This window comes from Cognatishimia sp. WU-CL00825, from assembly GCF_040364665.1.
Taxonomy (GTDB): Bacteria; Pseudomonadota; Alphaproteobacteria; order Rhodobacterales; family Rhodobacteraceae; genus Cognatishimia.
On record NZ_BAABWX010000001.1, the window covers coordinates 1,164,220 to 1,187,299 of the forward strand.

General features: G+C 53.2%; 21 protein-coding genes. 19 read left to right on the forward strand and 2 right to left on the reverse strand.

Features of this window, described 5'->3' with window-relative positions:
• Positions 1 to 30: 30 nt before the first annotated feature.
• Positions 31 to 900, reverse strand: coding sequence for an amidohydrolase family protein (locus tag ABXG94_RS05770; RefSeq protein ID WP_353532855.1), 870 nt, complete (start codon positions 898 to 900; stop codon positions 31 to 33).
• Positions 897 to 1,907, reverse strand: a complete 1,011-nt coding sequence (locus tag ABXG94_RS05775; protein WP_353532856.1) for an ester cyclase — start codon at positions 1,905 to 1,907, stop codon at positions 897 to 899. The genes ABXG94_RS05770 and ABXG94_RS05775 overlap by 4 nt, the downstream gene beginning before the upstream one ends.
• 162 nt (positions 1,908 to 2,069) lie before the next feature.
• Here ABXG94_RS05775 and ABXG94_RS05780 point away from each other — a divergent pair, with 162 nt between their 5' ends.
• From ABXG94_RS05780 to ABXG94_RS05870, 19 genes are all read left to right on the forward strand, one after another.
• Positions 2,070 to 3,119, forward strand: coding sequence for an ABC transporter ATP-binding protein (locus tag ABXG94_RS05780; protein WP_353532857.1), 1,050 nt, complete (start codon positions 2,070 to 2,072; stop codon positions 3,117 to 3,119).
• Between the two features lie 81 nt (positions 3,120 to 3,200).
• A complete protein-coding gene (locus ABXG94_RS05785) occupies positions 3,201 to 4,427 on the forward strand; it encodes an extracellular solute-binding protein (RefSeq protein WP_353532858.1) in 1,227 nt (408 codons plus the stop codon).
• A 62-nt stretch (positions 4,428 to 4,489) separates the two neighbouring features.
• Positions 4,490 to 5,515, forward strand: a complete 1,026-nt coding sequence (locus ABXG94_RS05790; RefSeq protein ID WP_353532859.1) for a carbohydrate ABC transporter permease — start codon at positions 4,490 to 4,492, stop codon at positions 5,513 to 5,515.
• Positions 5,516 to 5,518: 3 nt separating this feature from the next.
• Complete coding sequence (locus tag ABXG94_RS05795; RefSeq protein ID WP_353532860.1) at positions 5,519 to 6,400, forward strand: carbohydrate ABC transporter permease; 882 nt, start codon at positions 5,519 to 5,521, stop codon at positions 6,398 to 6,400.
• A gap of 129 nt (positions 6,401 to 6,529) precedes the next feature.
• On the forward strand, positions 6,530 to 7,060 hold the full coding sequence (locus tag ABXG94_RS05800) for an ester cyclase (protein WP_353532861.1): 531 nt from the start codon (positions 6,530 to 6,532) through the stop codon (positions 7,058 to 7,060).
• An 11-nt stretch (positions 7,061 to 7,071) separates the two neighbouring features.
• The gene (hisD, locus tag ABXG94_RS05805; RefSeq protein WP_353532862.1) at positions 7,072 to 8,403 is read left to right on the forward strand and encodes a histidinol dehydrogenase; all 1,332 of its coding nucleotides are present in this window, start codon (positions 7,072 to 7,074) and stop codon (positions 8,401 to 8,403) included.
• Between the two features lie 16 nt (positions 8,404 to 8,419).
• Positions 8,420 to 9,472 carry an ester cyclase gene (locus tag ABXG94_RS05810; protein WP_353532863.1) on the forward strand — a complete coding sequence of 351 codons (1,053 nt, stop codon included), beginning with the start codon at positions 8,420 to 8,422 and terminating at the stop codon, positions 9,470 to 9,472.
• Positions 9,469 to 10,233, forward strand: coding sequence for an SDR family NAD(P)-dependent oxidoreductase (locus ABXG94_RS05815; protein ID WP_353532864.1), 765 nt, complete (start codon positions 9,469 to 9,471; stop codon positions 10,231 to 10,233). Before ABXG94_RS05810 ends, ABXG94_RS05815 begins: the two co-directional genes overlap by 4 nt.
• On the forward strand, positions 10,230 to 11,276 hold the full coding sequence (locus tag ABXG94_RS05820; protein WP_353534010.1) for a LacI family DNA-binding transcriptional regulator: 1,047 nt from the start codon (positions 10,230 to 10,232) through the stop codon (positions 11,274 to 11,276). Before ABXG94_RS05815 ends, ABXG94_RS05820 begins: the two co-directional genes overlap by 4 nt.
• Positions 11,273 to 12,262 carry an ester cyclase gene (locus ABXG94_RS05825; RefSeq protein WP_353532865.1) on the forward strand — a complete coding sequence of 330 codons (990 nt, stop codon included), beginning with the start codon at positions 11,273 to 11,275 and terminating at the stop codon, positions 12,260 to 12,262. The genes ABXG94_RS05820 and ABXG94_RS05825 overlap by 4 nt, the downstream gene beginning before the upstream one ends.
• Before the next feature lie 181 nt (positions 12,263 to 12,443).
• A complete protein-coding gene (locus ABXG94_RS05830; protein WP_353532867.1) occupies positions 12,444 to 13,412 on the forward strand; it encodes a cupin domain-containing protein in 969 nt (322 codons plus the stop codon).
• Between the two features lie 16 nt (positions 13,413 to 13,428).
• Positions 13,429 to 14,562, forward strand: coding sequence for a cobalamin-independent methionine synthase II family protein (locus ABXG94_RS05835; RefSeq protein ID WP_353532868.1), 1,134 nt, complete (start codon positions 13,429 to 13,431; stop codon positions 14,560 to 14,562).
• Positions 14,559 to 15,251, forward strand: a complete 693-nt coding sequence (locus ABXG94_RS05840) for an alpha/beta fold hydrolase (protein ID WP_353532869.1) — start codon at positions 14,559 to 14,561, stop codon at positions 15,249 to 15,251. Before ABXG94_RS05835 ends, ABXG94_RS05840 begins: the two co-directional genes overlap by 4 nt.
• Position 15,252: 1 nt before the next feature.
• Positions 15,253 to 15,948: an RraA family protein gene (locus tag ABXG94_RS05845; RefSeq protein WP_353532871.1), complete on the forward strand. Its 696-nt coding sequence runs from the start codon at positions 15,253 to 15,255 to the stop codon at positions 15,946 to 15,948.
• 259 nt (positions 15,949 to 16,207) lie between these two features.
• On the forward strand, positions 16,208 to 16,594 hold the full coding sequence (locus ABXG94_RS05850; RefSeq protein ID WP_353532872.1) for a plasmid mobilization protein: 387 nt from the start codon (positions 16,208 to 16,210) through the stop codon (positions 16,592 to 16,594).
• Entirely contained in the window at positions 16,591 to 19,314 is a 2,724-nt protein-coding gene (locus ABXG94_RS05855; protein ID WP_353532873.1) for an AAA family ATPase, read from the forward strand. Before ABXG94_RS05850 ends, ABXG94_RS05855 begins: the two co-directional genes overlap by 4 nt.
• Before the next feature lie 217 nt (positions 19,315 to 19,531).
• Positions 19,532 to 19,762, forward strand: coding sequence for a hypothetical protein (locus ABXG94_RS05860; RefSeq protein WP_353532874.1), 231 nt, complete (start codon positions 19,532 to 19,534; stop codon positions 19,760 to 19,762).
• A gap of 12 nt (positions 19,763 to 19,774) precedes the next feature.
• A complete protein-coding gene (locus tag ABXG94_RS05865) occupies positions 19,775 to 21,640 on the forward strand; it encodes a hypothetical protein (RefSeq protein WP_353532875.1) in 1,866 nt (621 codons plus the stop codon).
• Positions 21,641 to 21,753: 113 nt separating this feature from the next.
• Positions 21,754 to 23,034: a phosphoribosyltransferase-like protein gene (locus ABXG94_RS05870; protein WP_353532876.1), complete on the forward strand. Its 1,281-nt coding sequence runs from the start codon at positions 21,754 to 21,756 to the stop codon at positions 23,032 to 23,034.
• Positions 23,035 to 23,080 lie beyond the last annotated feature (46 nt).

Genomic DNA, 23,080 nt, shown 5'->3' on the forward strand with positions numbered 1-23,080 from the left:
CTAGCGCGCCATGCTGCCAGCAACCCGTTATTAGAAACGATAGAACTTTGCAGCAGTACCACCAAACACCGCGTTGTGGGCAAATCCATCTAAACAATCACGGTACGCATCACAAAGCTTTGCATAACTTGATGTCAACGAATCTACAGGAAAGTTTGATCCAAACATCAGACGTTCCGGCGAGAATTGGTCGCGGACCGTTTGAACAATGGGTTCAATACTCTTAGGGGTCCAGTCATGCTCAAACATTCCAAGTCCAGAAAGCTTGCAATAAACATTGGGAAGATCAGAAAGATACGTCAAAGACGTACTCCATTGAGAAATCCCTTTAGAACTACGGTCGTGTGGTGACCCAGCGTGACACAACGCAACTTTGGTGTCTGGCGCTTGCCGCAAAACCTTGGCGGTTTTTTCCATCAGCTCAGGCAGTAATTGCAGATCAAAGCTTAGGTTGCGCTTTGCCAAAGATCTAAGACCTTGGACAAAAACCGGGTTATCTAACAAATGATTGGTACCAGTTTGCGCATCTTCGCCCGGTGCCCGTCCGACAATTTGTCGAACTCCGCGCACGGTCGGCAAATTTTGCAGCGCGTCCAATTGCTGCTCTGCATCCGGTGCTGTTAAATCACAAAAGGCGACCTGGGCCATTTTCCATGCAGGATTGGCATCCGCAACGCCTTGTACCCACCGCGCTTCGGCAAGTGGATCGGCAGCCCCGACCTGAATGTGCACAGAGCCTTCAAATCCTTGGGCCTTGGCATCGGCAGTGAATTCGTCAATCAGGTAGTCCCGTTGAATTGGGGCCGGATCACCAAAAAAACGCGGCTCGTCTTTGGCCATAAGCCACGGGTAATGCACCGCATTTAGGTCCCAAAGATGGTGGTGAGCGTCAATTCTCATGGCTGGGCGATCCCGGTTGTGCGTGCCAAAATATCAACGCCCTGCCCTTTCCAGAAATGCAGTAAGTCGATGAAAATCCAGTTTTCCTTCAGTTTCTCACCCTCACGCCGATAAAGATCAATCACCCGAAACGCGCCGGGTTTGCCCGTAGCCGGCATGCCCATGAAACCCCCGGTCGGGGTGGCCACAAAGTTCGGCCAGCCAAAAAAGGCCCCATAATTGCCTTCGCCAATACGGCAAATGTGGTTGGTTTTGCTGCGTTCCGAGAACGAAGCACGAAAGGGGCCTGCGTGTTGTTTGGCGTAACGTTCTATGGTGTAGGTTGCACCAATGCCCTCTGGTCCCCACCACAACATATCCTCGTGCCAGGTGCGGCGCAGCTCCGCTTCTAGGGGCAATCCAGATCCCCACTGACCAAGGTCGCGCGCCATCTGGTCAATCAACGTAAGCGTCTTTTGGCCTTCTTTGGGGTCATGCTCTTCATACAACAGCCCATCGTGGGTCGCAGGTCCCGGCTGAACCAAATGCTGACCAGTTTGTGGCGGAAAAGGCTGCAGACCTGCCTGCATCATGAAATGTGGAATATCAAAATACATCGCCGTTTCGACAATTTTTTCATTCTCGATCCGATGAAAAGCGGCAAAGCGCAGAAATGCCAGTTTTCCAGTGGGGCGAATGCCCAACCAGGTTTTGTCAAACAGCCCCATGAGATGCCCCATTGAGCAGATCCAAACTCCGCCGGTCTCTGGGTAAATATTGTTGCCGGCAAAAAATATATCAATCCGATGTTGCAGGCCCGTCAGGCTGGATTTCAATGGGCCCCAAAATTGATTTTCAACGGCATCCGCACCCCGAATCTCATTAAAGGGATGAAAGCCGCGCCACAGAAGTTCTGCACTGCAAAACTGACTGACAGCGCTAACTGTGTCTGCCGCAGTGTTGATTTCTGAGGTGTCTAAAGCCTGATAATACTTCCGAACGAGTCGTTTTTGACTATGGAACGCCACGTATTTTTCCTTTTAATATAGCCACTTACCCTTTCGCGTCGACACCGAAAGAATGTAGGTTTTCACAATAATTGCATACGTATGCAAAAATGTCTTGCCAGAAGTGACCTTTGCGCATTAACGTTTTTGCAAGCGTATGCAAAATTCCACCGGGGGGATCAAATGGCCGAAATTCAATTGCGCAACGTTGGAAAGCGTTGGGGATCTTTTGTTGGCGTACACAACTTTGATCTGACAATTGCGGACAAAGAGTTTCTCGTTCTTCTGGGTCCGTCGGGCTGTGGAAAAACCACGACGATGCGGATGATCGCAGGGCTAGAGGACGTGACCGAGGGTGAAATTCTGGTCGACGGTCAAGTCATCAACGATCTGGAACCAAAGGACCGCGACGTCGCGATGGTTTTTCAAAGCTACGCGCTTTACCCGAATTTAAACGTCTATGAAAATATCCGTTTCCCGCTTCGGGTGCGTGGCATCGATTCAGCAACGCATGACGAAAAGGTGCGACGTGCCTCTGCCATGGTAGAGCTTGACGATTTCCTACACCGCAAACCAGCGGAACTGTCCGGAGGGCAGCGTCAGCGTGTGGCCCTCGCCCGCGCCATTGTCCGGGAACCAAACGTCTTTTTGATGGACGAACCACTGTCCAACCTTGATGCAAAACTGCGGGTTTCAACCCGTGCGCAAATCAAAAACCTCAGCCACGAACTGGCCGTCACAACGATCTACGTGACCCACGATCAGATCGAAGCCATGACCCTCGCAGACCGCGTTGTTGTCATGAAAGGTGGTATTGTACAGCAAGTCGGCTCTCCAACCGATATTTACGACAAGCCCGCAAATGCATTTGTGGCAAGCTTCATCGGATCTCCGGCGATGAACTTGATGCAAGGGCAGGTCAAAGACGGCACTTTTTCAGCTGACAACGTACAGATTACTGGCCTGTCTGCACCTGATGGGCCTTTGACGCTCGGCTTTCGCGCTGAAGATGCGCAGGTGGTTCAAACAACCGCCCAGATCAATGCACCAATCTATACTATGGAACTTTTGGGCGACGCGACCATGGTGTCAGTCCGCATAGGCGGCGCGCTTGTTTCGGTCAAAGCAGACAAGACTTATCGCGCTGAAATCGACGAAACCGTCTCGATCGCCGTTCCATCTGAACATTGCCACCTCTTTAACGCTGAAACCGGTGCGCGATTGGGGAGTTAACCCCCAAAACCCCCGCGAAAAACGCGGGTATCTAAGGTGCAAACTTCGAAGGTGCACCGCGAACAACTAGGGAGAACTAAAATGCTATTGAATAAACTGGCACTTGCTGGCGGAATGGCGCTGTTGACAAGCACTGCGGTTGGCGCGTGTGAAATCAATGCGCGTGTAAATATTGTAGGCAACGAATTTCCAGCTATCCAAACCGTTGGCGCTGGTGCAGCAGAATGTTCTGGGGGCGACGTTAGCTCAAACCTGACCGCCGATCACCAAAAGATCAACTTGGCTGGCATGCAGGGTAATCCCGCTGAATACACTTCAGCGATTATTGCCAACTCCTCCATCGTTGCACTGATGAACGAAGATGTCATCCGTCCATTGGGAGACTTGGTTGATGCCCATGGCGCGGGACTGAAGAAAAACCAGCTGATCACCATCAATGGCGAGGTCATGGCTGTTGCATTCATGGCCAACGCTCAGCATCTGGTTTACCGCAAAGATGTTCTGGATGCGATTGGGGTTGCGCCGCCAAAAACCTACGAAGAGCTTTTGTCCGCCGCCAAGATGATCCGCGAAAAGGGGTTGATGGAAAACCCAGTGGGTGGTGCCTACAAAGCCGGTTGGAACCTCGCACAAGAATTCAACAATATGTTCATGGGCTTTGGCGGCGAACACTTCAAAGCGGGCACAGCACAGCCTAGCGTAAACAGCGAAGCAGGTGTCAAAGCCCTTGAAATGATGAAGGAATTGTCTGCGTATATGAACCCAGACTTCCTGACACATGACTCAAACGCTACCAACGCAGAATATCGCGCTGGCAACGTCGCGTTGATGAACATGTGGGGCAGCCGCGCGGCAACACTGGTCGAAGCAGATGGCGTACCGCAAGAGGTTGTTGATGGCTTTGCAATTGCCGGACCAATGACTGTTGGTGGTGGTTCCATCCCTGCCTCTACCCTGTGGTGGGATGGCTGGACCGTTGCCAAAAACGTCTCTGATGAAGAGGCAGCAGCAACCTTCAAAGCGATGACACATGCTATTCGACCAGCTATTCTGGATGATGCAGAAATCGCTACACAGGCTGTCTGGCTGATTGACGGATATAATCCAACACCTGCAGCCGAAGGCGTGTTTGCGGCAGCCCAATCCCAGACTATCCCTTACCCTATGCTTCCTTTCATGGGTCTGATGCACACAGCATTGGGCGCGGAATTGACAGATTTCATGCAGGGTAAAGAAAGCGCTGAACAAGCCCTAAAAGATGTCGAAGCGGCCTATACCGCAGCGGCAAAAGAAAAAGGGTTCCTCTAAGAACTCTCGGTCGAGAGGGGGCATTCCCCCCTCTCAGCATTCTCTGACTTGGTGGAGCAGCCATGAAACATCGCACATTCTTCTGGTTTTTCCTACCAACGGGCTTGGCAATGCTCCTGTTCATTGCGGCACCATTGGTATCGATTATCTCGCAGTCGCTCTATGCGCCTCATGAGGCGGTTTTTGTCACGGTAGAAAACTGTGGGCCTTTTGGGTGCAAACAAGAGACAACAATCGACCAGGAAGCCACCGCGGCTATACGCGAAGCCAAACCCGGCGGACGGTTTGTCGGTTTGGACGTCTACCTGGATCGCGGCCACCTTGCGATTGCAGAGATCGGCGAAGCATGGCGTAGTTCAACAAGTATCGGTGCCTTTTTTGACACCGTCTACAACCTGCCCTTCTACCGCGCTCTGGCCTTTACGCTAACCTATACATTTGTGTGTACGCCGCTTTTGATCGGCTTGGGATTTGTCATCGCCATTTCGGTGAATGCGCTGCACCGCCACCTCAAGGGCTTGGTGATCTTTTTCTCGTTGCTGCCGATGATTGTAACGCCACTTGTGGGCTCGCTTATCCTGTTTTGGATGATCGATAGCCGTGGGGTGTTGGGTAATTTCCTGCAATATTTGACCGGAGATCCGGACTTATCGCTCAAAGCGTCGTCGCCTCTGATGTGGGTCTCTTTAATAATCTATGGCATCTGGTCCTCTGCCCCCTTTGCCTTTGTGGTGTTTTACGCCGGCCTTCAGACGGTACCAAAAGACACGTTAGAAGCCGCTCAAATCGATGGGGCCACGCGCTGGCAACAGATCCGCTTTGTGACCATTCCCCACCTGATGCCTTTGGTTACTTTTGTGGCGCTTATTCAGCTGATGGACAACTACCGTGTGTTTGAGCCGATTGTCGGTTTCAACGCAGAGGCCCATGCAACATCGCTCAGTTGGATCATCTTTAATGACCTTGGCGGGGAGACCCAACAATTGTCAGCCGCCGCGACAACCTCGGTTCTAACAATTCTTGGTATCGCAGTACTTTTGACGCCCGTGCTGATCCGCACATGGCGCGACTTTCAAGGACGGAGCTAAATCATGACGAGTGTTGCAAACCGTAAACCACTCCCGCTGAAAATCGCGCTTTGGACCTTTGTTGTCATCTGGTTGATGATGGCCGCCTTCCCCTTCTTGTGGACGCTTTGGGGCAGCTTTAAAGTCGAGCTTGATTTCTTTTCCATTGCAGATTGGACAAATGCGCTCACTGGTGAAAATACCGAGCGCACCCATGGCTCGCCCTTTACCGGAGCAGGCTATGAAGGGGCTTGGGTACAAAAGGGCTTCTTGCGCAATGTTTTGAACACAGCCGTCATTTGTGTCTTTGTTGTTTGCACGTCTTTGACAATTGGCACGCTGGGCGGATACGCTCTGTCGCGCTCTGGTTACAAATACGTTTTCTGGCTGTTGATCATCGCTTTGATGTTCCGGGCCCTGCCCCAAATCACCCTTGTATCCGGCTACCTACCTGCCTTTTTCCAATATAACGTTTGGGGATTTTTACCAACTGCGATCATCGTTTTGGTGGCAATCAACCAACCCTTTACCCTTTGGATGTTGCATTCTTTCTTTGAATCCATCCCAAAGGAATTGGACGAAAGCGCCAAAGTTGATGGTTGCACACAGTTTCAAGCCTTCCGGCGTGTGATCATCCCCGTGATGTGGCCGGGCGTGATTACAACCGGACTGTTCAGCTTCCTGCTGGCCTATAACGACTTTGCGGTAACATCGATGATCCTAAACGAAGATAATCGGACCATGGTGCCACAAATCGCGGCTTTCTTGGGCACCACTCAAACCGAAGGCAATGTTATGTTTGCGGTGGCCTCGGTTGTGTCCGCAACCGCCCCCCTCTTTGTGTTGGTGCTCTTCTTCCAGCGTCAGATCGTATCTGGCCTGACAGCTGGAGCCGTCAAAGGATGAGTTCTTCCGCAAGAAACGACGCCCAATCGCGTCATCCCGCTTTGAACAGAATGCCAAGGGATTTTTTGAAGTAACGAGACCTATCCAGCACTCAAACTTCAACACCCTGACATTCTGAAAGGACACAAAATGAAAGGCTCTCGTCCAGAGCAAGCCGTGCTCACTCGTGACACGGATATGAGCAAAACTGAAGACACCCGCGCCGTGATTGAAAACATGGTGGATGGGCTAAATGATCACCGGATCGCCGATATTGGCGAGTTTTTTACCCAAGGTTTCCGGTGGATGGGCAACCAAGGCTGCGGCACAAAAACCGGGCTGCAAGAGTTTCAGGACAACTGGCAGCGCCCCTTTCAGGCGGCGTTCTCGGACAAGACCTGCATCGACGAAGCACGCCTTTATATGGGCGAATGGGCGGCCGCCTTTGGTCGTCAGGAAGCCACCCACAGTGGCACATTTTTGGGGATCGCCCCAACCGGCAAGCGGGTGGAAATCCGCTATATGGACTTTTGGAAAGTTGTCGACGGCAAGATCGTGGACAACTGGGTGAATGTGGATTTCGCCCATGTCGCTGCCCAATTGGGTGTCGATCTTTTTAACGGCCATGGCTGGGAAGCATTTGATCGTGGAGAAAAAGTCGCTCCGCGTCCTGAAAACTAAGGATCACTAGGATGACCATCGAATATCTGAAACGCGGAAAACCCGAAGCTGACCGAGCCGAAGATGATGCCAAAACCCGCGCGGTGGTAGAGGCCACTCTGAAAGATATCGACACGCGCGGCGATGCTGCCGTGCGCGATCTGTCCGAAAAGTTCGACAAGTATACACCCGAGTCATTTCGCTTAAATCAGGACCAAATCGACGCGTTGATCGCCCAATTGTCGGATCGTGAACTTTCAGACATCAAATTTGCGCAGTCTCAGGTGCGCAAGTTCGCCCAAGCACAACGGGACTCGATGCTGGACATCGAAGTTGAAACCATGCCGGGCGTTATTCTCGGCCACAAAAATATCCCGGTGCAATCTGTGGGCTGCTACATTCCGGGCGGCAAATTCCCCATGGTCGCGTCAGCCCATATGTCAGTGGCCACCGCCTCGGTGGCCAAAGTGCCGCGTATTATTGCCTGCACCCCGCCCTTCAAAGGCAAACCCAATGCCGCAGTGATTGCCGCCATGCATTTTGGCGGCGCACATGAAATCTATGTCATGGGTGGCATTCAGGCGATTGGTGCCATGGCATTGGGAACAGAAACCATTGATCCTGTACATATGCTGGTTGGGCCGGGCAACGCCTTTGTCGCCGAAGCCAAACGCCAGTTGTTTGGACGCGTTGGCATCGACCTTTTTGCAGGCCCAACGGAAACCATGGTGATCGCAGACGAAACAGCCGCAGATGCGGAGTTATGCGCGACCGATCTCTTGGGCCAGGCAGAACACGGCTATAACAGCCCCTGCGTTCTGCTGACCAACAGTCAGAAACTCGCCACCGAAACCCTGGCTGAAATCGACCGTTTGCTGGAAATTTTGCCAACCGCAGACACAGCGCGCGTCAGCTGGGAAGAATACGGCGAAATCATCGTTTGTGACACCTATGATGAAATGCTGGCAGTGGCGGACGAAATCGCCTCTGAACATGTGCAAGTCATGACTGACCGCGACGACTGGTTCTTGGAAAACATGACCTGTTACGGCGCGCTCTTTCTTGGGCCCCGCACCAATGTGTCCAACGGCGATAAGGTGATCGGTACAAACCACACTTTGCCGACCAAAAAAGCTGGCCGCTATACCGGTGGTTTGTGGGTCGGTAAGTACCTTAAAACCCATAGCTATCAAAAGGTCACCACCGACGAAGCGGCAACGCTGATTGGGGAATATGGCTCGCGTTTGTGTTTGCTCGAAGGCTTTGTCGGCCACGCAGAACAATGCAACGTGCGCGTTCGGCGGTATGGCGGTGTAAACGTGCCCTATGGGACAGCCGCGCCTTACCGCGACCCCACAAAGTAAGGTCAACCAGCACAACATGGACCAACACACTCAAAATAAAGCGCTTTTAGCTCCGTTGCGGAGCGCTTTATACGATTTTGACGCAAAACAAGTTCAGACGGCCTTGGCCAACTTGATGGTGCCAGACGCCAAGCTGCATTTATGTCAACCATTTGGCGACCTAACCGGGCCAGACGGGTTTTATCAAACAGCTATTGCGCCCTTGGCAGCGGCTTGGCCAGACTTTGAACGGCGCGATCTGATTGTAATGTCAGGGCCAGACGACAAAGGCGGGCAATGGGTGGGCTGTTGCGGATATTACACCGGCACTTTCCTGTCTTCCTGGCTGGATATACCACCAACGGGTCACCCCGTATGCATGCGGTTTCACGAGTTTTACCGGTTTGAAAACAACAAAGTTGTCGAAGTGCAAGCCATCTGGGACATACCAGAAGTGATGATGCAAGCCAGGGCGTGGCCGCTGGCTCCGTCTTTGGGAAGAGAATGGATGGTGCCTGGGCCTGCACTGCAAAATGGTTTGGTTGCTGGACCACGAAACGAGGCCGAAAGCACTGCATCTTGCCAGTTGATCGTCGATATGCTGGCGCATCTGATCCGCTATCCATCTCAAGGCGGCCCCGAGGTGATGCAGCTTGATCGGTTTTGGCACCCAAAGGTCAATTGGTATGGGCCGGCAGGCATTGGTACAGCGCGGGGGCTTTATGGATTTCGAAACTGGCACCAAATTCCGTTTCTGGCAGCCATGCCGGACCGGGGCCAATACGAGGACGAGATCAACCATCACTTCTTTGGCGACGGGGCCTTTGCAGCGGTCACTGGCTGGCCGAATATGGCACAAACCCATTCGGCCCAGGGGTGGCTGGGCTTGCCCCCAACCGGCAAAAAGATCACTCTAAGATCACTGGACTTCTGGAGAGTCGAAAGCGGAAAAATCCGCGAGAACTGGGTTCTGGTCGACCTTTTGGATGTTTACAAACAACTGGGCATGGATGTTTTTGCGCGCCTGCGTGAATTCAACAAAGCTCTCAACTTGGGGCCAATAGATATCCCCTCAGGTCTGGATGCATGACGAAACTACCGCATACCCCCTCTTTTGATTTGACCGGCAAGAAAGTCCTGGTCACCGGTGCCTCCTCTGGCATTGGCCTTGGCTGCGCAATGGCCGTGGCCGAAGCTGGGGCACAAACCTATTGCGCGGCCCGCGGAATAGAGCGCTTAAATGGCGCAGTCGAGGCAATGCAAAGTGCCGGTCTGGATGCAATTGCCCTGCCCCTGGATCAAAGCGATGTCACCGCCGTTGCTGAAACACACAAAGAACAAGTCTTTGATGTCGTTGTAAATTCCGCTGGCATTGCACGTCACAGCGCAGCAATTGATACCACTGAACAAGATTATGATGCGGTTATGCACGTGAACCTGCGGTCCGCCTATTTCTTGTCAGCCCATGCTGCCAAAGCTATGATAAGCGCGGAAAAACCCGGCTCGATCATCCATATTTCCAGCCAAATGGGCCATACCGGCGGTGTAGATCGCGCGCTCTATTGCGCCGCCAAACACGGTTTGGAAGGCATGATCAAAGCGATGGCCATGGAATGGGGCAAACAGCGTGTGCGGATCAATTCGGTCTGCCCAACATTCATCAGAACCCCGTTCACCGAAGCGACATTTGCTGACCCCGAACGTCTGGCCTGGATCATGAGCAAGATCAAATTGGATCGCGTTGGCGAAGTCGAAGACATCATGGGGGCAGTGCAATATCTTGCCTCTGACGCCTCTGCAATGGTCACCGGTACATCGCTTTTGATCGACGGAGGTTGGACAGCAGGCTGATGGCAGACAAAGTCACCTCGCTTCAAGTTGCCCAACGCGCCGGCGTTAGCCAGTCGGCGGTCTCAAGAGTGTTCACGCCCGGCGCTAGCGTCTCTAAAAAAACAGCCGCGAAAGTCCGCGACGCTGCCAAAGACTTGGGCTATCGTCCCAATGTTCTCGCCCGCGCCATGGTCAAAGGCAAAAGTCGCATAATCGGCCTTGTTGTCGCCTATCTAGAGAACTTCTTTTACCCAGAGACTTTGGAAAAACTCTCCAATGCTCTGCAGGAACAAGGCTATCACGTGCTGGTCTTTATGACCAAACAGACCGCCCAGAATGTGGATGGTGTGATGGAGGAAATCCTTGATTATCAGGTAGATGGCATTGTTATGGCCTCGGTTGCCATGTCTTCAGACATAGCAATGCGCTGTCAACAGGCTGGTGTGCCCATTGTGTTATTCAACCGAAGTCAAGACATCGATGGCATCACCTCAGTCACCTCTGACAACTACGCTGGCGGCAGAAAAATCGCAGAATTCTTGCTGGCTGGCGGCCACGAACGCATCGCTTATATCGCTGGTTGGGAGGGGGCCTCGACACAGCGCGACCGCGAAGCGGGCTTTCGAATGGCCTTGCAAGAAGCAGGCCGCGATATCTTCAGCAGAGCCGTCGGTGAATTTAACAGCGATAAGGCCCGAGACGCCGCCCGCAGGATGTTTGATGTCGCGCCAGACCAGCGGCCAGATGCCGTTTTTGTTGCCAACGATCACATGGCTTTTGCAGTGATGGATGTCATCCGGCATGATCTTGGCCTGCGTGTTCCCGAAGATGTCTCACTTGTTGGCTACGATGATGTGCCGCCTGCCGCTTGGCGTGGCTATGATTTAACCACGATGCGTCAGCGCGCAAATACCATGGTCGAAGAAACCGTGGATGTACTGATGGAACACATCCAATCCCCAGAAACCGCATGCCCACGTCGTGTAGCCATCGACGGCCCCTTGGTTGTGCGCAGTTCCGCCCGAATTCCAACGGGCTGGCCATCAAATAAGAGTACAAGATGAAGGGTTTTAATCCAAAATTCAAAGACTTCCCCGATTACATTATCGGGATCACCAAAGAAATTTGGGAAGATCGCGGCCTCGCGACGCTACATGAATACTATGCCAAAGACATTGTGGTGCGCATGCCCGGATCAATTTCGACAGGCAATCAAGGTGTCATAGGCGCGACCATGGCGACCCTTGCAGAATTCCCTGACCGTACGCTTTTTGGCGAAGACGTCATTTGGTCTGGCACGGCCGAAACCGGCATGCTGAGTTCGCATCGCATTCTCTCTACCGCCACACACCTGGGTGACGGCGCCTTTGGCAAGGCCACGGGCAAGCCGCTGACCTATCGGATTCTGGCCGACTGTCACGCGATCAACAACGCCATCAACGATGAATGGCTGATCCGCGATAACAGCGCCGTTGTGCGCCAGATGGGCTGGACCCCGATTGAATTCACACGCGATCAAATTGCCCGCGAAGGGGGACCAGAGACCTGCATTAAGCCATTGACCCCAGGCAACAACATCGAAGGGCCATATAAGGGCACCGGAAATGACAACGCATGGGGCCAACGCTACGCAGATGTATTGAACCGGATAATGAGTGCAGATCTTGCAGTTGTCCCACAAGAATACGACCGCGCCGTCGTCGGCGAATACCCCGGTGGCGAAACCGGCCACAGCTGGGACGCGGTTGATCGTTTCTGGATGGGTCTGCGTGCGTCTTTTCCAAATGCGCGTTTTAAGATCGAGCATCAGATTGGTCGTGATGACGAAATGATGCCCCCCCGCGCCGCCATCCGCTGGAGCCTAGAAGGCAAACACGAAGGCTGGGGTGTCTTTGGTGCGCCAACAGGCAAAGAGGTTTATGTCTTGGGCATCAGCCATGCGGAATTTGGCGCGTTGATCGGCGGAGAGCCAAAAATCCGCCGCGAATACACTTTGTTTGATGAAGTCGCGGTTTGGAAACAAATCCTTTTGCAAACCGGAGACCTTTGATGGGCCCTGCCCGGCGCAATAGCACCCAATCCTGGGGTTTACACGAAACACACGCGGCGCGCCGGTTCCATATATTCCGCCAAAGCCTGCGCGCCCGTCGGTTAAACCTGCGCCCACCCGGATGAGCTGTGACTCCTGTTCTGGAAACACACAACCATCTGATATCTATAGGATTACCGAAATGACCAAGTCTTCAATACAAAGCCGGATCGTTCGCTACGGCGAGCTGAAACCTTGCAAAACCGCCTTCATCGACGCCCATACACCGGGCAGCGATCAAAAGGAAAATTTTACAATTATTGGCGGTGGCGTGTCTGAAAGCCCTGACCAGCACGTGCATATCACCGACAAAATCGGCTTTAACATCGGTGCGGCCGGGCAGCCCCCGAAATGCCGCAACAGCCTGCATTCTCATACCACAGCCGAAGTGTTTTTCGTGGCCAAGGGACGCTGGCGCTTTTTTTGGGGTCGCTGGGGCCAGGCTGGCGAGTTCATCGCCGAAGAAGGCGATATCTTCAACATTCCGACGGGCATATTCCGCGGGTTTGAAAACGTTGGCCAGGACTATGGAATGATCATGGCAGTGCTGGGCGGAGACGACGCTGGCGGCGGCGTCACATGGGCCCCTCAGGTGATCGAAGACGCGAAGGCGCATGGGTTGATGCTGGGCGAAAACGGCGTGCTGTACGACAGCAAAAAGGGCCAAGAATTACCCCATAATGTGCACCCAATGCCATTGCTAACAGAAGCAGAACTCGAGACTTTCCCAGAGGTTCCCGTGAAAGAGGTGATCGACAACTACGTCGCGCGCTATTGGGACCTGATGGCGCTTTCAGCACAGCAGCCCGCCACGGTGATTGGCGAAAATGGCGTGATCACCGATAAACCGGGGTTTGAGATCGACTTCCTAAGTCGCGGTTCCAGCGTTTCTGACATGGTGAAGGCCGAAAAACCAATTGTTCTGATGCCAGCAAGCGGCCACTGGAAAATTGCCATCGACGGCTATGAAACAACCATCTCCAGCGGCGACACAGCGCTGGTATTGGCCGGAGAATCCTACTCCGTTTCGCCATCGATGACCGGCGACGCTGGCCTGTATCGCGTCACCGCAACAGACGATCCAGCCGGGACAACCTGGACTGGCAACTAAGCACAGGAGAGCCCATATGGCCAAGATTAGCACAACCCATGTGGGCTCTTTGCCCCGCACCCAACAGGTGGTCGATTTCATTTTCGCCCGCGAAAAAGAACAGGCCTATGATCAGGCCGCATTTGACACCTGCATGACAGCGGCGGTGTCAGAAACCGTGCGCAAGCAGGTTGAAGCAGGTGTGGATATTGTCAGCGATGGAGAGACCTCAAAGATCTCTTACGCAACCTACGTCAAAGATCGTTACACAGGATTTTCGGGCGATAGCCCGCGCAATGCGCCCGCAGACTTAAAAATGTTCCCCGGATTTTTGCAACGGCTTGCCGATGACGGTGGCACGCCACAATATGCCCGCCCTATGTGCACAGGCGACGTCGCAAGCAAAGACACCAACGATCTTGAAAATGACATCAACAACCTGAAAGCCGCCATGGCGACGCATGGCGCGCAGCATGGTTTCATGAACGCCGCCTCTCCGGGGGTGATTTCGCTCTTTCTGCAAAACAGCCATTACAAGAACCGCGAATCCTACCTCGCTGCTCTGGCTGATGCCATGCAGGCGGAATACGAAACCATCGTGGCCTCGGGCCTGTCGCTGCAGCTCGATTGTCCTGATCTCGCTTTGTCGCGTCACATGCTGTTTGCCGACCTGTCGGACAAAGAGTTCCTGAACATCGCCAATATGCATGTCGAAGCCTTAAATCACGCCTTGCAAAATGTGCCGGCTGACAAGGTGCGCGTGCATATCTGCTGGGGCAATTACGAAGGCCCGCATTGTTGCGATATTCCAATGGACAAAGTGTTTTCGACGCTGATGGGCACCAAAGCTCAATCCCTGTTGTTTGAAACCTCTAACCCGCGCCATGCCCATGAATGGACTGTCTTTAGGGACCGCAAATCTGAGATCCCCGACGACAAGCTCCTTGTGCCCGGCGTGGTGGACACCACGACCAACTTTATCGAACATCCTGAATTGGTTGCGCAACGGATAGAGCGGTTTGTTGGCATTGTTGGTGCCGACCGTGTGATCGCAGGCTCTGACTGTGGATTTGGGACATTTGCAGGTTTTGGCGCGATCGATCCGGACATTGCCTTTGCCAAGCTGCAAGCCCTGTCAGAGGGCGCAGCTTTGGCATCAGAACGCCTATGACACCGGTTGTCTTTTTACCGGGCATGATGTGTGATGCGCGGCTATTTACGCCGCAAATCAACGCCATATCTGGACACTTTCCTGTCATGTGCCACCCTTTGGTCGGGCATGATACCATTCAGGGTCTTGCAACACAGATCCTGAAAAATTCGCCGCAACACTTCTCGTTGGCGGGGCTTTCCATGGGCGGCATTGTTGCCATGGAAATTCTGAGGCAGGCCCCCGATCGCGTCACGCGATTGGCGTTGATGGACACAAATCCGCTGGCCGAAAAAGAAGACATCAAAGCAAAACGAATACCGCAAATCATGGCCGCCAAAAAGGGCGATCTGCGGCGTGTGATGCGCGATGAAATGAAACCAAACTATCTGGCAGACGGCCCAAACCTTGGCGCAATACTGGATCTATGCATGGCCATGGCAACAGACCTCGGCCCTCAGGTTTTTGTTGATCAATCCAATGCTCTGGCGGCGCGCCCGGACCAAACCCAAACCCTTGCCGCTTTTTCCGGCCCCAGCCTCGTGCTCTGCGGGGCACAAGACACGCTTTGCCCCCCCGCGCGCCATGATCTCATGCATAACCTGCTGCCCAACAGCACTTTGGAAATCATCTCAGAGGCAGGGCATTTGCCCACACTGGAACAACCCAAACCCACAACGGCGGCCTTGCTTCGCTGGTTGGAGACCTAATATGACCCCTTCTTTACTCAAGCTGTTACAATCCGTTGATACGCCCACCGTCTGTAATGCAATCGAAGTTGCCGAAGGCAAACGCGGCTTTGATAATTTCACCCGCGGCACCATGCTGGCCTCTGCCCCAGAAGAGGGCGCAATTGTGGGCTATGCTCGCACAGCAAAGATTGCGGCCCTATCCCCGCCGACCGAAGCGCCAGAGGTCATCAAGGCCCGCCGTATGGCCTATTATCATCACATGGCAACCGGACCCCGCCCGGCGATCACCGTCATCGAAGATCTGGATTATCCCGACTGCATCGGCGCGTTCTGGGGAGAAATAAACACCTCTGTTCACAAAGGCTTTAACCTCGCAGGAACGCTGACAAACGGCGTCATGCGTGACCTTGGGGACTTGCCCGCCGGCTACCCAGTGATTGCCGGATCCATTGGCCCAAGTCACGGTTTTGTGCACGTGAAAGAGATCGGTACACCGGTCAAGGTCTTTGGTCTTGAGGTCAATGATGGCGACCTCGTCCACGCCGACCGCCATGGCGCCCTTGTGGTACCTCCAGCGATTATTCCGGCATTAGAAGCTGCCATTAACAAGCTTCTTGCAACTGAAAAAATCGTTTTGGATGCCGCACAGGCCGAGGGATTTGATTTTGAAAAATTCTCTGAAGCTTGGGCGCAATTTGAAAAATCACGCACATAAACTCTACCGCTTTTAACGCGATCAACTCCTGCATCTTTTTGAATAAAAATGGTGCAGATGACCAGACGAACCTAGAACCTGCATCGCTTGTTTCTCTTCTTGATGAGTTAGAGGAATGGGGGGCTGTTCTCAAGGCTGAGCCGGAACTTATCCACAAGTTGCGGGAGTTTGAGGCGGCTGCTTCCGGGCGAGCCAAAGACAAAGAGCAAAACACCCAGCCGAAAACCCCGCGCCGCAGGCAGCCACGAGGACCGTCGCTATGAGCGGGGCCGTAAAGAAACCTGCGAAACGCACGGCGATTTCACCGGTGACCTTGCGCCTCACGCCAGAGGAACGTGAGCGTCTGGAAGAACTGGCTGCAGGTATGACACTGTCGGCCTATATCCGGGCCTGTGTGTTTGCCAAGGAAGAGAAGCGGCGCAAGTCGCGGCCCAAGGATGTCGTCGCGGACAAGAAAGCCGCTGCCGAGGCCTTGGCCCTGCTTGGGCAATCCCGCATTGCCAGCAATCTCAATCAGCTTGCTTACCACGCAAATATCGGGGCGATAATGATTGGTGAAGCCGAGAAAGCGCAGATCGCTGAAGCCTACGCGCATGTACTGTCGATCCGCTCGCTCTTAATGCAGGCGCTTGGAAAACCGGGATGATCCTGGAAGGCAATGAGCGCGGGCATGGGGCGGAGTTGGCACGACACCTGCTCAATCCACGCGACAATGATCATGTGACGGTTCATGCGATTGAGGGCTTCGTGGCGGACGATCTTTACGGAGCATTCGCTGAGTCCGAGGCGATTTCTAGCGGCACGCAATGCCAGAAATACCTGTTCTCTTTGTCGCTTAATCCACCACCTGGACCAACGGTCCCTGTGGAGGTGTTCGAACAAGCGATTGCCTCGGTCGAAAAGAAGCTCGGCCTCACAGGCCAGCCGCGCGCCATCGTCTTTCATGAAAAGCATGGTCGTCGTCACGCCCATTGCGTGTGGTCTCGGATCGACGCGGGCCAGATGAAGGCCATCAAGCTATCGCATTACAAGCGCAAGCTTATGGATGTCTCACGCGAACTGTACCGCAACCACGAGTGGGACATGCCGGATGGGTTTCGTGATCATGATGCGTGCGATCCGCAGAATTACTCCCGCCAAGAAGCCGCACAGGCAAAGCGCGCCAAGGCCGATCCGAAAAACCTGAAAGCCATGTTCCGACGTTGCTGGGAACAATCAGATTCTCGCACTGCCTTTGCCGCAGCGCTTTGGGAAGAAGGATACATGCTGGCGCGGGGCGACCGGCGCGGCTTTGTTGCCGTCGATGCCTCGGGCAAAATCTGGTCGCTATCAAGATGGTGCGGTGTAAAACCGAAAGAGCTGCGCGCCCGCTTTGGGCCCGAAGATGCGCTTTGGTCTGTGGAAGAGGCCAAAGCGGCGTTCAAGGAAATGGACACTCGGGCTGCGTCTCCATCGAAAGCGAAGCCCAATCCTGAGTTTGAACGTCGCCGCAAATCTCTGGTGGACCAGCAACGCCGCGAGCGGACGGAACTACGGGCGAAACAGGAGGCGCGCAGGGTCGCGGAACTGAAAGCCTGGCGGGAACGATTGCCGACCGGTTTAAAGGCCGCGTGGGCGCGGGTTACGGGCCGCTATCAAGTGCTGGTTGATGACCTTACCAAAGAGGCCAAGACCTCGGAATTTCATGATCGACAGGAACAACAAGAGCTGATCAACCGGCATTTGGCTGAACGTCATGCGCTGGATCGGGAGTTGTCCCAGCCGGACCTTTTGAAAGAGCTATCCGCATCATTTGAGACCGCAACCCGTCCCGATCCCCGGCAAAAGCTTATCTTGCCGTCAGACGACATCCCCTTCACACGGGATCAATTGATCGCCGATCCGGCACTGATCCTGGATCACATCTCGCACAAGAAAGCCCGCTTCACACGAACAGACGTTTTGCGCGAATTGGCAAAACGTATCCCCGATCCGATGGCACTGCGCGCTGCGGCAGATACGGCCATGGATTCAACCGATCTGATCCAACTTGGTGACAATGGCGACGTCACCACGAAGGACTACCGCGCTGCCGAAATCGCTCTGAGCACCAGTTGCGCAGCGGTGTCAGCGACGAAAAGCTCTGCGGTAGATACCCGACACATCAAGCACGCCATCCGCAAACAGAATGCCGAAATGAAAGAACGCTTTGGAGGACGCTTGAGCGAAGAACAACGCGCTGCGCTGCATCACATTCTCGGGCCAAACCACCTTTCATGTATAGTTGGCCTCGCCGGTGCCGGAAAGAGCACTATGCTGAAAACCGCCCGCATGGCATGGGAGAAACAAGGCATCACCGTCCATGGCGCGGCACTGGCCGGTAAAGCTGCTGAAGGGTTACAGTCGGCATCTGGCATAACCGCCCGCACGCTTGCTTCATTAGAAGCGAGCTGGGAGAACCGACATGAGCCAATTTCCTCCGGCGATGTATTGGTCGTTGACGAAGCAGGCATGATTGGCACGCGCCAAATGGTGCGCGTTGCCACCAAATTGCGGAGCATTGGCGCAAAACTGGTGCTGGTTGGTGATCCTGATCAGTTGCAGCCTATCGAGGCGGGACGTCCGTTCCGACGTCTGATCGAAACCCACGGTGCAGCAAAGCTCACAGAAATCCACCGCCAACGGGAAGAGTGGCAACGACAGGCCTCCTGCGATCTGGCAGAGGGCCGAGTTCGCGAGGCGGTCGAAACTTATGATCAACACGGATCGGTCACAAATCTCTGGTCACGCGACACGGCTTTGGCCGCTCTGGTCGAAGACTACATGGCCGACATTGAAATGAAGGGCACGAATATCTCACGTCTTGCTTTCGCCCATCGTCGCAAGGACGTCTACGCACTCAACCAAGCGATCAGGTCGGCAATGCGATCTTCTAGCACGCCAAAACCCGAAATCCTTTTCGACACCGAAACCGGCCCGCGCGCAATCGCTAATGGTGATCGCATCGTCTTCACCCGCAATGACAAATCTATCGGCGTAAAGAACGGCATGCTCGGAACCGTCAAGAAAACGAGCCGCAACCAAATCACAGTTGATCTCGATGATGACAATGGGCAACAGCGCAAAGTCATCATCAACCCCGCCACCTACCGCGCCTTCGACCACGGCTACGCTGTGACCATTCACAAGTCTCAAGGCGCGACTGTCGACCTATCCTATGTCCTCGTATCGAAGACCATGGATGATCCTCTGACCTACGTTGCCATGACCCGTCATAGGAACAGTTTGAAGCTCTATACCAATGGGCAGGATCAGCTTGCATGCATGCGAGTAAGGTCAGGAAATCGCTCCTCCCCCAGTTACCAGACAAAAGGTCCAGCCCGGTGATCTCGCATCACTGAGCGCGTAACCGATTGAACTTCACTCCGGAGAATCCATGAATACAGGCTGTCATATCAAAAAATATGATGGGAATATTTCGTGAATTTCACCAAATTACTCGATATGTTTGCACTATTCTTCGAGAATTTCTCGCCATTATTGACTTCAATGCACTGAAATACTATTTGATTCCCTGGAAACTTTCTTGGAGGGTATGGGACGGATGGCTGAAGTCAGTGACAAACGGGAAAAATTCGTGCGCCTGGCTGAAGGACGTACTCAGTCGGCGCTTGATGCGATACGTAAGCTTGGAAACCTGTCCAACAGCAGAGCGTACGAGTATCACGACACCGACGTGAAAAAGATTATTAAAGCACTTCGAGAAGCGACGAACGACGTTGAAAGAAAATTCGGTTCATCGTCGAACGACGCCAGTGACAAGTTCAAGCTATAGGGGGCGCAGGCAATGAAGGCCGAACCACTCAATATTCGAGACAAGAGATTTCTGATTAACCGACTGATTGAGCAAGCTCCGGTTGACACTTTGGTGCGCGAGTTTTTCAAGAACGCCGATGAGAGCGCAGCGGGCGCAACCGTGGGCAATCGCCGTATCGAGATTTATCCAACGCTAGTTGATGGCGTACGCAAATTGACATTTTGGAATACCGGCGTTGGCATGGATGAACGAGAGCTGAAACAGGCAACAGACCTGTCATCCTCGATCAACAAAGAAATGGCTCTTGACGCCAACTTCGGGATCGGAGCCAAAGTATCAGGCTTGACCATGTCTCGCGAAGGTATTCGCTACCGCTCCTGCAAGAACGGTATCGTGAATGAAGTCGTCATCGGTTTTGATGCCGATGAGGGCACTTATGTTCGTTTCCCAGCGGAACTTCCAGATGGTAGTTTCGACACAATCTTTGACGTTACCAATGCCGTCAAGGAGGCTGGGCTGCCTGTTTCCTACGATTGGACGGAGGTTTTGTTGGTTGGCCAGAGTGAGGATCACGACACAGTTGCCGAGCCATTGGGCAAAGGTAAAGCCCTTGATCGTAGCCACATTCCTTCGGCGATCTTCCGGCGTTTTGCGCGTTTCGGAGAAGGTGTTGAGGTCAAGATCGACGTCGCCATGACCAAAGGTGGCGGCAAAGGGGAAACAGGTCGTTTCCGGCGATTAAAGACGCTTGAAGAGGTTCTTGGGGAACTGCCCAATCACGAGCGAGTTGAAGCGCCCGGCGGCGAAATTTCGGTCCACTATATTCACGACCCAAAACATGAACGCTACAGTCATTCGCTTAGCGCACTCGCAAATCCAGCTACAAGTTCTACGACGTTTTGCGCGCTTGTCCACAAGGGTGAAAGATATGACATTAAGTCGAAAAAGGCCTGGTCGGCGGCGGCACCGAACTTTGGTATTCCGTTCGGGTCCAAAGTCTTGACCGTTGAAATTGAGCTCATTGATAGTCTTGCATTACCGAACCAGTATCGGAATGGGCTGACATGGCCGGATGATCGTTCTGATATGCTCGCAACCGACTTTGACGACTATGTGCGAGAGCTCATGCCGGATTGGGTCAAAGATGTAATTCGGTCAGAATCCCCGGCATCCAACGAGAATCTTGACGACCTTCAAAGCGACCTCCAGAAGTTGCTCGATGAATTTCGGGTGCCAACCGCAACGCTCAGTCCTTCAAAGCGCCGATCAGCATTGTTGACTGAGGGCGCAGACGAAGGCAGCGACACTTCGGACCCAGTTGATTTAGATACTGACTTTGCCGAAACCGGAGAAGATCACGGCGTAATTGAAACCAGCCGCAATCCGAGCAAGAGCCAGCGTGCCAAACAAAAGAAGGTGCGCAAAGCTCCCGAAGGTTCGAAACTCTCCCGCTCTGCCAAGTCCCTGGAACGTGTGCCGGAGATAAAAATCCTGACCGACGCAGAAGAGATTACAGAGAAAAACCTTAAAGGGCGCGCAGGGCGCTTCTATAAAGATGCCCAAACGTTGTTTGTTAACGGCCTCTATTCTGCCGCTGAACGCATGGCCGTAGAGCTTGATGCAGAACTAAGAACCACAGGTGAGTCAGAGGTTGTGCGGGCTGCGGTGCTCCGTGCCTCGCGTAAGTTCATGGCATTCCGCGTTGGGAAAGCGACCTGCTATGCAATTAGCAAACGCCTTTCAGATGATTGGTCAAGTGATGATCTGGACCGAGCTACATCCCCCGAATCCCTCTCACTTGCTGCTGACGACTATAAGCAGAGCCTCTCTCAGGCAAAGCGGTATGCCAAAGAACTGATTAAGGCGGCGGACGTGCCAGAGGTAAGTGCTGCCTAGTCAGATGTAGAACATCTGGTACGCAGTGTGCTTCAGTACAAGTCACGCATATGTCTAGCGAGATTTCTTTTGGCTCTTGACCCATTTGTCGCAATGAATACAGTATCTTACATATGATTGAGTCAATTTCAAAAACCGAGACTGGGAAAGCGTGGCTGAGAAACTTCGAAGTCAATGACAGAGCTACTGCAAGAACTCTGCTGGATAGCCTTAGGCTAATCAACCTCGACGAAGTTTCTGAGTCTATTCACGAGCTACTCGAACAGCTTGCAGTTGAGCGTTCTGGAAAGAGAAAAGCCGTAGCGGTGTATGCAGAAAGGGAGTTTCAAGAAAAAAGGATATTCAAAACCCAGCAAGTAAAGGGAGCGAAGAACCACGATAGGGAGCGCGCCGTTGGCAAAAAAGGATTGCCACCTGTGAAACCGATAAGAGGCGGTGTTCGGGTAGGAAGCGAAGGTATTGTCAGCGCATTGATTGCACAATCCGTCAAAAAGCACTCTGGAATACTCATCAATACCCCAGGACCAGACAGGTTTCGCAGCAAGCGAAGCCCGATTTCAACTATCGCAATTGTGACCGATTTTATTGGATCAGGAAGTCGCCTGACCAAAATGTTAGACAAGTTTTGGAACGTCCGAACTGTGAGGTCATGGCACAGCACCGGGTTGATTGACTTTGTGGTGATTGCAGCTACGGCGACACAGGATGGCGCGGCTGCAGTTAGCTCCCACGTTTCCCGTCCAGACGTCAGATTCTCGCATACAATTCCAACAATGAGTTCTTCGAAGTTTGAAGAGCACCATTTTGGTTGGGACAGCTTGTTAGATAAGTTCGCTGAACAAGACCCTAGCGATGATTATGTTTGGGGGTTTCTAAATTCAGCAGCGTTGGTCTTGTTTAGCTACGGTATTCCAAACAACGCGCCTTCAATTCTTTGGAAGGACACAAAACAGCTCAAGCCTCTATATGTTGGCAATGCCCCTTCAGAACTTAGAACTTTGTTTTGGTCGGGTACAAAGAGTGAGCAAGTTGATAGGGCAGCCAGCGAACGTGGGCATAAACTTGACGCAATCGCCGACGTCAAAGAACGGATAATATTGCTAGTTCTTCAAGAATTGCGAGGCCGCTTTTCAAAGAAAAAAGTACAGGAATTGTCGGAGCGCCTTTCTCTGCCTAGGGCAGACATCATGGAGGCACTCAACGTGGCTTTCCTGCGAGATTTAATTGATGGCAACGGGCGTCTTACGGACAAAGGGTACAGTGAGTTAAAGGCGCAAAACATCAACCGCCAAAGAAAGATCGTGGTTCCAACGAATGATGATCCATACTATCCTATGACTCTGAGAGCTTCCAAGGGTTCGTCTAGTACCCACCGCTCGAAAGGGCGGTCATGACGGTTACTTACACTGATCGTCAAGGGCACTGGGGTTTCCCAGCGCC

Bases quoted from the DNA above. Each gene is read 5' to 3' on its own strand.
- ABXG94_RS05835 (WP_353532868.1), top strand. From the start codon at position 13,429: ATGGCCAAGATTAGCACAACCCATGTGGGCTCTTTGCCCCGCACCCAA.
- ABXG94_RS05770 (WP_353532855.1), bottom strand. From the start codon at position 900: ATGAGAATTGACGCTCACCACCATCTTTGGGACCTAAATGCGGTGCAT.
- ABXG94_RS05785 (WP_353532858.1), top strand. From the start codon at position 3,201: ATGCTATTGAATAAACTGGCACTTGCTGGCGGAATGGCGCTGTTGACA.
- ABXG94_RS05825 (WP_353532865.1), top strand. From the start codon at position 11,273: ATGAAGGGTTTTAATCCAAAATTCAAAGACTTCCCCGATTACATTATC.
- ABXG94_RS05790 (WP_353532859.1), top strand. From the start codon at position 4,490: ATGAAACATCGCACATTCTTCTGGTTTTTCCTACCAACGGGCTTGGCA.
- ABXG94_RS05800 (WP_353532861.1), top strand. From the start codon at position 6,530: ATGAAAGGCTCTCGTCCAGAGCAAGCCGTGCTCACTCGTGACACGGAT.
- ABXG94_RS05860 (WP_353532874.1), top strand. From the start codon at position 19,532: ATGGCTGAAGTCAGTGACAAACGGGAAAAATTCGTGCGCCTGGCTGAA.
- ABXG94_RS05840 (WP_353532869.1), top strand. From the start codon at position 14,559: ATGACACCGGTTGTCTTTTTACCGGGCATGATGTGTGATGCGCGGCTA.
- ABXG94_RS05850 (WP_353532872.1), top strand. From the start codon at position 16,208: ATGAGCGGGGCCGTAAAGAAACCTGCGAAACGCACGGCGATTTCACCG.
- ABXG94_RS05855 (WP_353532873.1), top strand. From the start codon at position 16,591: ATGATCCTGGAAGGCAATGAGCGCGGGCATGGGGCGGAGTTGGCACGA.
- ABXG94_RS05870 (WP_353532876.1), top strand. From the start codon at position 21,754: ATGATTGAGTCAATTTCAAAAACCGAGACTGGGAAAGCGTGGCTGAGA.
- ABXG94_RS05810 (WP_353532863.1), top strand. From the start codon at position 8,420: ATGGACCAACACACTCAAAATAAAGCGCTTTTAGCTCCGTTGCGGAGC.
- ABXG94_RS05830 (WP_353532867.1), top strand. From the start codon at position 12,444: ATGACCAAGTCTTCAATACAAAGCCGGATCGTTCGCTACGGCGAGCTG.
- ABXG94_RS05845 (WP_353532871.1), top strand. From the start codon at position 15,253: ATGACCCCTTCTTTACTCAAGCTGTTACAATCCGTTGATACGCCCACC.
- ABXG94_RS05780 (WP_353532857.1), top strand. From the start codon at position 2,070: ATGGCCGAAATTCAATTGCGCAACGTTGGAAAGCGTTGGGGATCTTTT.
- hisD (WP_353532862.1), top strand. From the start codon at position 7,072: ATGACCATCGAATATCTGAAACGCGGAAAACCCGAAGCTGACCGAGCC.
- ABXG94_RS05865 (WP_353532875.1), top strand. From the start codon at position 19,775: ATGAAGGCCGAACCACTCAATATTCGAGACAAGAGATTTCTGATTAAC.
- ABXG94_RS05815 (WP_353532864.1), top strand. From the start codon at position 9,469: ATGACGAAACTACCGCATACCCCCTCTTTTGATTTGACCGGCAAGAAA.
- ABXG94_RS05795 (WP_353532860.1), top strand. From the start codon at position 5,519: ATGACGAGTGTTGCAAACCGTAAACCACTCCCGCTGAAAATCGCGCTT.